Consider the following 10,531-nt stretch of genomic DNA (forward strand, 5'->3'; position numbering starts at 1 on the left):
GAAGCGGAGGCGAGTGGCGCTCGTGGCCACGTTGGTGGTCGTACTCGTGCTGACCATTGGAGGCGTCACCCTGTTCATCCGGAACCGAGGCACCGACGACCCCTGGTCACAGGCCTGGCTGGATGGCTTCGAAGAAGCCTGGGCCCTGAAAGCGCCAACCGATTCCGACGGCCAGACGTTGTCCACAGCCCTCCTTGAGGATCGACTGGTGCGTGTAGCCAGCACATCCAGCACCGCAACCATCACCGTGTACGACGTCTCCGGAGACGCCCCCGAGCAACTGTGGGAGACCACGCAGGACATTACCAACACCGTTGTCTGGCCGGCGCTCTGGGACCGCCAAATCATCATCGAGAACACGTTCATAGACATTGATTCTCAAGCGCGCAGCGACGCTCCCTGGGACGCCGACGCCCGCGTAACGATCATGTCAAACGGCGCGGTCGCCTGCGTTGACACCACCTGTCAGTTCTGGTCGAGCCCCTCCAAGAAGCTGTGGGAGGTAGAATTTCCTACCGACACCGCAGTGGAAATGTGGTATTCGCTCACCGACGACTATTCAATCGTCAGCTCAATTGAATATGAGGACTACTTCGTGGTCGATTTGAAGACCGGGAACATGAACCGACTTGACGGCAAGAAGTACGTATTCCCATATAAACTGAATGACGGCTGGTTAACATACGAGGGCGACGCTTCAACGGAGCCCACGACTTATCACCTGTACGAGCTCGACGGCACCCCCAGCGAATCATTCGAATCCGACCACCAGTACGACTTCTCCGAGTATCCTTGGTCACCAACGCCTTTCACTCGGGAACAGGCCCGGCTGTGGCTGGAAGACCTCGACCTCTCTTGGGCTCCCGCCACCTATACGGTCTCGCAGACAGACTCGGACTGCGACTCAATCACTATCAACGGCAATGACGTCGAACTCGGCGAGACCAATGCCCTGACCAATGCAGAATCTGGTGGCGAGTGCACGGGAACCTTCCCCGTGCAGGCGCTGACCTACGCCGGCTACGGCCAGGTCCAAAGCTTCAACATACAGGATGGCGATAAGCGCTACCTGATGCTGGTGGACATGCTCACCGGGCGCTCATCAGAGCTGATTTCTCTCGGTTCGTTCGATGATTTCGCGAGCTATCGCTTGTACGAAGACCTGCTCCTCGTCACCTATCAGTCCGGCGAAGTCGTCGCCTACCAGCCGAACTCCTAGCCGGACCTCGATCAACTCGCATCAAGCAGGTCACGGATCTCCTGGGCGGTCAGGCGGGCACGGCTCGCCGCCGCACGGGTGCCAGCTGCTCCCCCGCCGACAGCCTCGCGGGCTACCCCGTCCGCGGCGTCGTCGGCAGAGCCCTCCACCACGCGGTCGAAGAGCTCGGCCTTCTTCTCCTTCAGGTCCATGACCTTCTCCTCGATGGTCCCGGCGGACACCAGCCGGTAGACCATGACAGGCCGGTCCTGGCCGATGCGGTGGGTGCGATCCACTGCCTGCTCCTCGGCCTGCGGGTTCCACCACGGATCCAGCAGGAACACGTAGTCGGCCTCCGTCAGCGTCAGCCCGAAGCCGCCCGCCTTCAGCGAGATTAGGAAGACATCGGCGTCCCCGGCCCGGAAGGCGTCGATGACCTGTTGCCGGTTGGTGGTGGTGCCGTCGAGGTAGGCGGTGCGCATGCCGGCGGTCTCGAGCGCCTCGCGCACTCCACTCAGGTAGCGAGTGAACTGGCTGAAAACCAGGGCCCGGTGTCCCTCGGCGACCACCGGCTGCAGCGTCTCCAGCAGCACCTCAACCTTGGCGGTGGGCTTGCGCCGTCGGCCGGTCTTAGAACTCCCAGCGGCGGTGTCGGTGCCCTCCACCAGTGCCGGGTCGAGCGCCATCTGCCGCAGGATCGTCAGTGATTTCAAGGCGGTAAATCGAGACTGGGCGGTGTCCTCCTCCAGCAGCCCCAGTACCTTCTGCCGTTCACGCGCTAGCCGCCGGTCGTAGGCACGCCGATGTGCAGGAGGCAATTCCACCGCCAGGATCTGCTCGTTCTTGGCGGGCAGGTCGGCGGCGACGTCCTCCTTGGTGCGGCGCAGCATGAAGGGGTGGATGCGAGCGCGCAGTGCCGCCAGGGCGGCGTCGTCCCCGTGCTCGATGGGCCGCCGATACAGCTCGGTGAAGCGGTCCGGGCCGGGCAGCAGCCCGGGCGCGGTGATGGACAGCAGGCTCCACAGGTCCATCAGCGAGTTCTCCAGCGGCGTGCCGGTGATCGCCACCATCGACGGCGTGCGCAGGCACCGCACGGCCCTGTAGGTGACCGCGTTGTGGTTCTTGACGAACTGGGCCTCATCGAGTACTACCCACGCCCAGTCGACGGCGGTGAAGTCCTCCTCCTCGATCCGGGCGATGGTGTAACTGGTGACCACCAGGTCGGCGCCGGAGCGGATTGCTTCCAGGTCCTCCCCCCGCTTGCCGCGGGTGCGGGTGACGGTGCGCACGCGCAACTCGGGACAGAAGCGGGCGGCCTGTTCCGCCCAGGCGCCGACGACGCTCGTGGGCGCGACCACCAGCACCGGGGCCGCCGCGGGTGGCGCGGCAGGCTCGGTCCCGTGCGGCTCCGCCCGGGCACCGCCGGCGGCCGGGCCGGCCGCGGGGCCGTCTGCGGCCCGCCGCTCCACCATGCGCTGAACCACGGCGAGCACCTGGAGGGTCTTGCCCAGCCCCATGTCGTCGGCGAGGATGCCGCCGAGCCCGGTGGACTGCAGCAGGGCGAGCCAGCGGTAGCCCTCCAGCTGGTAGGGCCGCAGCTCGGCTTGCAGTCCCGCGGGCGCCGGCGCATCCACGATGTCGACGGCGTGCTGCCCTTCAGCGTCGCCCACTGCGCCGTCCCCCTCGGCGCCGTCGACCGTGGCCGTCACCGCCAGGAGCCGTTCGACGCCTTCGCGCCAGCGCCGAGTCGCCTCCCCGATAACGCCCAACTGCTCCAGTTCGGCGTACAGGCCCGCCTGGAAGGGCGTGACCGACAGGTCGCCGGCGCTGCGGGAGCGCGGATCACGCAGGTCACGTCCCTCCTCCATGAGCCGGGCCAGGCGCACGATCTCGGGACGGTTGGCGAGGTTGATCCACTTGCCGGAGTCGAGCAGTACCTCGTCCGCGCCGGCGGCGACCGCCGTCATCAGCCGTTCGATGGGCGCGTCCTCGTCACCGACCTTTACGCGCACCCGCAGGGAGAACCAGTCCGGCCGGTCGTCGTCGTCCTCGACGTCGGTGGTGATCAGCGGGGCGTCCTCGGCCTCCCGGTAGTCGGGCACCTGCCCGTCCACCTCGACGACGACGCCGTCGATCGCCTCCAGCGCGGGCACGGCCCGGGTGATGAGGCGAGCGGTGTCCATGCCGGTGAAGCGGCCCGGCTGCCACAGTGGGCCGTGGGTGGGGGCCAGCGGCGTACAGGCGTCGATGATGCGGCGGGCCAGACGGTCCTCGGCCTGGGCGTCGCGCGCCGAGGGGGCCTGCCGGGATTGGCTTCCAGAGCCCGTGCCGCTCACCGCGGCCGCGCCGTCGTAACCCGTCTGTACAGCGCCGGTGGAGCGGTCCCAGTCCGGAGGCGCGGACCCGATGATGAGTTCCGCCAGGCTGCCGACGGCGACCTCGCCGCGACTGGCGCCGGACGCCGTCTCGTAGCGAATGGACCAGGAGATCTCGGCGCGGTGCTTGGAGCCGTCCATGCTCACGCGGAGCACGGCGACGGGTGCGCCCAGGTCCGGCACGGTCAGGGTGGGATCGAGGTCGACGATGGGCACGGCCGTGGCGAGCCTCCCCAGGTGGTCACGCTCGAAGCGGTCCACGTCCGCGGCGGGAATGGTGAGGTGCTCGTTGCGCGCCAGTACCCGCCCCAGCACCTCATCCGGGGGTGGCTCCAGCGGCATGAGGTTGAGGGCGCCGTCGGCACCCGTGAGCGCGTAGGCGTGGGTGGGGTTGCCCAGCGGCCGGTTTTCAGCGAGTTGCCCCTCGCCGAGGGTGAGCCCCTCGACGGCGTCGAGGTCCAATGCGGGGGCGATCAGGGCGGTGCCGTCGGGCTGACGGGTAACTGCGAGGCCGGCGCGCAGGCCGGACAGGATGCGTACCGGGTTGCCGCCGTGCTGGGCCGTCGTCAGCGTCACCCCGGCGGCGACGGCGCGCCGCAGCGCGTCCCAGACGCGGGCCGGCAGCGCGCCCAGATCGATGACGGAGTTGCTGTAGTAGAAGTCGCCGTAGGGGTCCATGACCGCCAACTCGGTCAGGGCGGCCAGTACATCCGGGTCCACCTCACCGGTCAGGTCCCCGTTCGTGAGGCCGCGCCAGGAGATGCCCTGCTTGACCCAGCCGCGCTTGCCGGCGATCAGCGGGCGCAGGTGCAGGCGGCCCGGCCGGGCGGATCCGGATCCGAAGCGGCCGGTGCGGCGGGAGCCGGCGCCGTGCTGAGCGGCCCCGGTATCTACCACCTCAATGGCGACGGCCCGGCGTGCGGTCTGGCGCGTGTGCAGCAGTTGGGCAAGGCGGCGTTCCCAATCGGCGTCGCCGGGCGGCGCGGAGGCCGCATGCGCCAGGTGGCGGGCGGTCAGCACCAGGGCGGCCGTGTGCTTGCAGTTTCCGCCCACCGGGCAGGAGCAGGTGCCGGACCACTTCACGCGTTCGCCGGAGATGCGCGCATAGACCATGGTCTGATAGATCCGCCCCTGCGCGCCGCGCACCGCGGCGGCAAGAATCTCGCCGTTGCCCGAAACGGAGAGGTTGGCTACCCGCCCCTGCTCAGCGTAGTGGCGTCCGCGGCCGAAGGCCGGCGCACCGACCACGGCCGCGATCTCGGCGTCGGCTACTCGTGCCGGCCAATCCTCGGGGGTGATCTTTCGGGCCATGCCCCCACCATACGGGCGGGGTCCGACACGTATCGAGCCGACTCAGCGCAGTGGCGGGCCGCGCAGAAGCACAAACCTCCGAGTCCCTCAGCCCGCCGTGCTACCACCCGCCGTCCTCCTGCTCGACCTCCGCCAACGCATCGGTCAGAGCCTTCTTGACTCCGCCGGCGCTGAGCCTGCGCTTCTTGACGCTGAGCCGTTTGAGCGCCTGGTTGCAAAGATCCTCGGCGGAGACCCATCCGCCTGAGCCAGCACGGAGTTCACGCATCAGGGCCTGCAGTTCACGGGGGTGGATCTCCTCGATGGAGTCCACGTGATCCAGCGCATGACGCCGGTAGTGCACGGGCAACCGGGCGGCGTCCACGCTCCGCCACACGAAGCCCTCGCCATCGGTGTAGGCGAATGCGTCGCCCAGCAACTCATCGACCTTCTGCTCCCGGGACTTCACCACCCGGGTGAGTCCATAGGCGCGGCAGAGCTTGACGATCAGCCGGTGCCGGGGGAGTGGGGACTCGACATCGCAGATGGCACGAGCCGTTTCGACCACCTGTGCGCGTTCCGGCGAGTCCTTGTCCTGGGCGCGATCGAGCACCTCCAGCGGATACACGCCCACGGGCCGCCACTGCCGGTACTCCGTAGCGGTGAGTGGTGCAGCCTCCGGGGCGGCCGCATCATCCGACGCCGCGGCCTGCGTCTGCTCGGGCCGGGGCGCTGACGCCACGTCCTCCTCCGGCGCCGTTGTCGCCTGTGTCTCCGGCGCCGTCGGCCGTGGCCGAGAGGGCGCCGTCGACGGCGAGGCCGCAGACGCCGCGGGCGGGGCAGAGGCTGCAGCCTTTGTGCCTGCCGGCTCCAGCGCACCTCCGGAGGCGGCGAGCAGGCGCGCGACCACGGCATCCGCATCAGCCACCCATGTGGGCATCCAGACGCGCTCAATCCGCTCCCACCCCATGGAATGCAGCACATCGACCGGCAGCAGGTCACGGTCCGTGGCACTCGCCCGCCGGTTCCAGCCGGGCCCGTCCAGCAGCACCGCTACACGCGTTCCCCCGGCCCCGGTGACCACCAGGTCGATCTCGAAGTCCGAGTGCCCGACGCCGGACATCACCTCGACGCCCGCCTCCCGCAAGCGCTCGGCGATCTGATCTCGGTGCAGGTCCACGGAGGCGACCGAGCGCGGCCGACCGTGCGGCGCGATACCGCTGCGGGCCCGCCCCAGGTACTCGCGCAGGTCCTTCACCCCCTGGTGGGTGGAGCGCTCGGCGTGCAGATCCTCAGGATCGAAGCTGGAGAATACGACCACCTGCCTGCGAGCCCGAGTGATCGCCACATTCAGCCGTCGCTGACCGCCGGCGTGGCTCACGGAGCCGAAGTTGAGCGGCAGGTCTCCGCGCTCGTTGGCTGAGAAGGTCACCGACACCAGGATCGTGTCGCGCTCCTCCCCCTGAACATTGTTCAGGTTGCGCACGAACAGCCCATCGCGCGCATCCAGCGCGTCAATGATGCGCTTCCGGCCGCTGTTCCGCAGCTCGGCCTCGATCAACTCGCACTGGTGGTTGTTGAAGGTGATGATTCCCAGCGACGGCGTGGCCTGCGGCGATGCCTCAAAGCGCCTGCCGACCTCGTCTACGATCTGCCGAGCCTCCACCGGATTGGTGTTGGGCCTGATACCGCGATGCTTGGCCGTTTCTGCGCGGTAGTAGGTGCCGTTGACGCGCCGCAACGAGATGCCGTAGCCGTCCGGCCCATCGTCCGGAGCTGCAGCCATCATCAGCGGGCTCGGGAAGGACAACAGTCTTCCGTCGTAGTAGTGCCGGTTGGAGAAGGCGATGAGTGACTCGACCCGGCTGCGGTAGTGCCAGGTCAGGCGGCGGGTTGGGAGGCCTAGTGCCAGGCAGCGATCGAGGATCGAGTCCGCGCCGTCCTCCCCGGAGGCGCTACGACCAGACGCGGCCGCCGTGCCCGGCGAGGGCGTGGGCGGCATCTGCTTGGGGTCCCCCACCACCACTGCGGTGCAGCCCCGCCCCAGGGCTCCGACGGCGTCGGCGACGGTGATCTGGGAGGCCTCGTCGAAGACCACCATATCCACGTAACGCCTGTTCGCCGGGAAGAAACGGGCCACCGAGTCCGGGGACACCAGGATGCAGGGGGTGATCGCAGTGATCAGGTCCCAGTAGGAGTCGACCAGAGCACGGACATTCAAAGTGCCCTTCCGGCGCTCGAGCTCGCGGCGCAGCGCCTCGGCGCGGTCCCCGGACTCGCGCAGCACACGGTCACGACGCCTCAGGACCACATCGAGCAGCTCCGGCGCCAGCCGTCCGCGCAGGCTCGCCTGCAACCGCCGGTACTCGTCCAGCCGCGCCTCGTGCTGGTCCGCGTCGAATCCGTCCAGCCCGCTACGGGCCGCGCAGGCGTTGAAGAGTTCCTGCGCATGCGCCGCCGCGGACGCGTCCGCACCCATGGCCTCCACCAGTTCCTGGCGAGCCGCATAGTAGGACTTGCCCTCCTGTCCCGGCGCGTGCAGGTGCTCGCGATACACCTCCAGCTCGCCGCGCGAGTCCGCCAGCTGCCGGCGCAGTCCCGCCATCGCTGCGGCGTCGTGAGCGGGCGCCTGCAGCTCCAGCGCCCTGCGTAGCGCCTCACGGACCTGGGCGGGTCGCATGCCGTTATCGTGCAGGTTGAGCAGCAGGTCCCCGATGCCGGTCTCCTCGCCCAGGCGCCGGGCGACGACGTCGAGCGCGGACTGCTTCTCCGCCACGAACATGACGGTGCGCCCCAGCGCCAGGGAGCGGAAGATGAGGTTGGCGACCGTCTGGGACTTCCCCGTGCCGGGAGGCCCCTCGACCACCAGGCTGCACCCGGAAACGGCGTCGGCGATCACTCGCGCCTGGGCGGAGTCCGCCACCAGGGGCAGGTTCTCCACCACTTCATCGAGATCCGTCGGGGCTCCGACCGCCTGATCCGCAGTGCCGGCGCCGGGCGTGCCGCCCAGCAGGCGCGCCACCAGCGGGTTGGTGGTTATGGTCGGCCAGTCCTCCGCGAGGTCCCGCCACATGCGGTAGGTGGAGAAGCGGAACAGCCCGAGGTGGACGGTGGACTCGACGCGGTCGCGGCGACCTGCGGCACGCAGCTGCTGACGCAGCTTGTCCAATGTGGCCTCAACATTGACGCCGTGGTCGTCGTATTCGGGCTCGCGCAGCGCCGTCAGCTCGATGCCCGTATCCGCCTGGAAGCGCGCGAGCAGGGAATAGTTGGGGGTGGACACGCCGGCCTCATCCAGCGACACAATGAACGTGTCACCCTCCCGTTCCAGCTTCACGGGAACCAGGATCAGGGGAGAGCGCACACGCTGGCCGTCGGTGTACCAGCCGAGCGTACCGATCGCGAGGTACAGGTTGTTCGCCCCGGTCTCCTCCAGAGTGGTGCGAGCGGATGCGGCCAGGTTCTGCAGGCGCCGCACGTACTCCTTGCTTCCAAGAACCGCACCCACGGTGTGCGCCTTCAGCAACTCCGTGGCGTCATCCGCCGCCTGCGCGACGCCCCGGGCGGGCCTGCCGCCGAAGCCCGCTGCGGCTCTGAGGGCCAGGTTGTCGCGCTTGTTGACGATGTCCTCGAAGTCGCCGACGAGTTCCGGCGGCACCCTGAGCTCGATCGCTGAGCGCGCGGTGCGGTCGATCAGCGGGTTGCGCAGGGACAGGTCTAGCAGGGCCCGTTTCCACTCCTCCACGCGCGCCGGTGCCGCACCCGCCGCCCGGTCGGTGCCCGGCTCGGGCGTCGGAGCGGGCAGGCCCGCAGCATCCTGTTCCGCCCAGGTGGCGGACGGGGACAGCTCCACGACGACGTCGTCCTCGTCGCGTTCAAGCGCGGGCTGCGGCAACGCCCCGCCGGAGCGTGCGGCAGCGACCGGAACCACCAGGGTCAGTTCTGCGAGGGCGGCCTCCACGATCTGCTGGGCCGCGCCACCCGGCGCGTGTAGTACCCCTGCGGGCGAGCGCAGCGCGGCAACCGGGTCTATCAGCCCGATGCCGCCCTGCCGCACCCCTGCGGCGAAGGCCTCCGGGGAGCCATGCGTGCTCGCCGCGTCATTCCTGGCGTAGCCGAGCAGCACCGAGGCGGGCGTCAGCGCCAGCACCGGGTGGCCCCCGAGCCGTTCCAGGATGCCGGCCAGCAGGACTGCGACGTCGAGCGCGCTGCCGGAACGCGCATCCATGACCTCGCCCGCGGTGCGGACCGTAAGCGGATCCCGCCCCCGAGAACCATCCCCATCCGCCGCCAGGCCGCGACTGCGCAGTAGGGCGCAGGCCGCGTCGGCAACGTCGTCAGGTGCGGAGGCGGCTGTACTCAGGCCGGCGCGCAAGCGCGCCTGCGCTGCCAGCGCCTGAACCGCAGGCTGATCGGGCTGGACGAAGGTCGCCAGCGCCGGGCCGGCCCAGCAGTCGCCTCCGGCCTGCTGCCACTGGCGCGGGGGCAATGCGGACAGGGCATCAATCCGCCGGACCAGCTTCGCGCCCTCCCGAGTGCGCAGCTCCACGCGCACGTGAGCAGGACCCGGCTGATCGACCTGCGCCAGGTTGTCCCGGTTCAGTTTCAAGGCCCTACTGGTGTGCAGTTCGCGCTGCGCGCCCGCGTCCCAGGTGAACCGCCACGGCTCGACCAGCTCGTGGCCGCCGCCGTCCTCAATAATGGTCACGGTCGCCTCGACGGGGCCCGGGACGACTGCCGCAGAGTCGGGAAGGCTCAGGGCAACGGATACCTCCGCCTCCAGGCCTGCGACCGCGTGCGCGTAGCCGATCACGGGCGCGCACTCGACCTTGATGTCGACGGCGTCGAGCGGGCCGCGGCGTGCGCCCCGGCCGTCGTCGATGCTGCCTATGAGCTCGCGTATCTGCTCACGCCCCGACTCAGCTCTAATGAGCCGCAGCAGCTCACTCACGGCTACCAGGGCCGCGAGGGTCTTGTCGGCGTCGAAACGAGCCCCGTGTACCGCTTGATTGCGGAAGCGGCGCACCTCGTGCAGCTTGCTGCCCGCGCCCGGTGGCAGCGGCATGAGGTAGCGGCCGTTGGAGCCACGCGCGGTAAGGATGCGGATCTGGATGGACAGGTCCGCCAGGTCGGGGAGCTCCGGAACCGGGCCCGACCCGGCGAGCAGAGCACGCAGCATTTCAGGTGTGCAACGATTCCCCAGCGTGTTGCGCAGGTAGCGCTCCAGGTAAGTCGGGAGAACGCTGAGCATGCCGTGCAGTGCCAGGTCGTGATTACTGAGCTTCATGGATTTCGGTGCGGAGATGGTTGAGGTTGCCCTGAGCTACCGGGCGTTTGAGCGTATGCCCAGCACTCCCCGGAGGGCGGCTCCACAGGGCGGGGTGGAGCCGACTCGAGCAGGCTACCGGTTCCTCACGACACGAATTGCTAGACGTTCGCTCCGCAGGTCCTACTCAGCGCCGCCGACGCACGATCTGGGCGATCAGTTCCCGGCTGCAGCCGAGTGCCTGGGCGAGGGCGGTGTAGGACCAGCGCTTCGGCTCGGCCTCGCGGAGCCGGTCGATGAGCTCGTCCCGCTCGGCCCGGTAGCGGGCGGCCAGGGCGTCGGCCTGGAGTGCCTGTGCGTGCAACTCGGCGGCCCGGGCCGCCAACGGGTCGGATACTCCCA

The 10,531-nt window shown here is 69.2% G+C and carries 4 protein-coding genes; 1 reads left to right on the plus strand and 3 read right to left on the minus strand.

Going from position 1 to position 10,531, the window contains the following annotated elements; translation table 11 throughout:
• A partial coding sequence (locus DRB06_RS08070; protein ID WP_220092999.1) for a hypothetical protein occupies positions 1–1,219 on the plus strand: 1,219 nt, incomplete at its 5' end.
• An 11-nt stretch (positions 1,220–1,230) separates the two neighbouring features.
• On the opposite strand, the gene DRB06_RS08075 is transcribed toward DRB06_RS08070, so the two are convergent.
• The 3 genes from DRB06_RS08075 to DRB06_RS08085 form a co-directional block, all read right to left on the minus strand.
• Positions 1,231–4,884, minus strand: coding sequence for a DEAD/DEAH box helicase (locus DRB06_RS08075; protein ID WP_111819628.1), 3,654 nt, complete (start codon positions 4,882–4,884; stop codon positions 1,231–1,233).
• A gap of 100 nt (positions 4,885–4,984) precedes the next feature.
• On the minus strand, positions 4,985–10,150 hold the full coding sequence (locus DRB06_RS08080; protein ID WP_258522203.1) for a DUF4011 domain-containing protein: 5,166 nt from the start codon (positions 10,148–10,150) through the stop codon (positions 4,985–4,987).
• A 166-nt stretch (positions 10,151–10,316) separates the two neighbouring features.
• Positions 10,317–10,531, minus strand: a 215-nt coding sequence (locus tag DRB06_RS08085; protein WP_111819633.1) for a hypothetical protein, incomplete at its 5' end; no start/stop codon positions are given.

Source organism: Actinomyces sp. Z5, from assembly GCF_003287795.1.
GTDB classification, from domain to species: domain Bacteria; phylum Actinomycetota; class Actinomycetes; order Actinomycetales; family Actinomycetaceae; genus Actinomyces; species Actinomyces glycerinitolerans.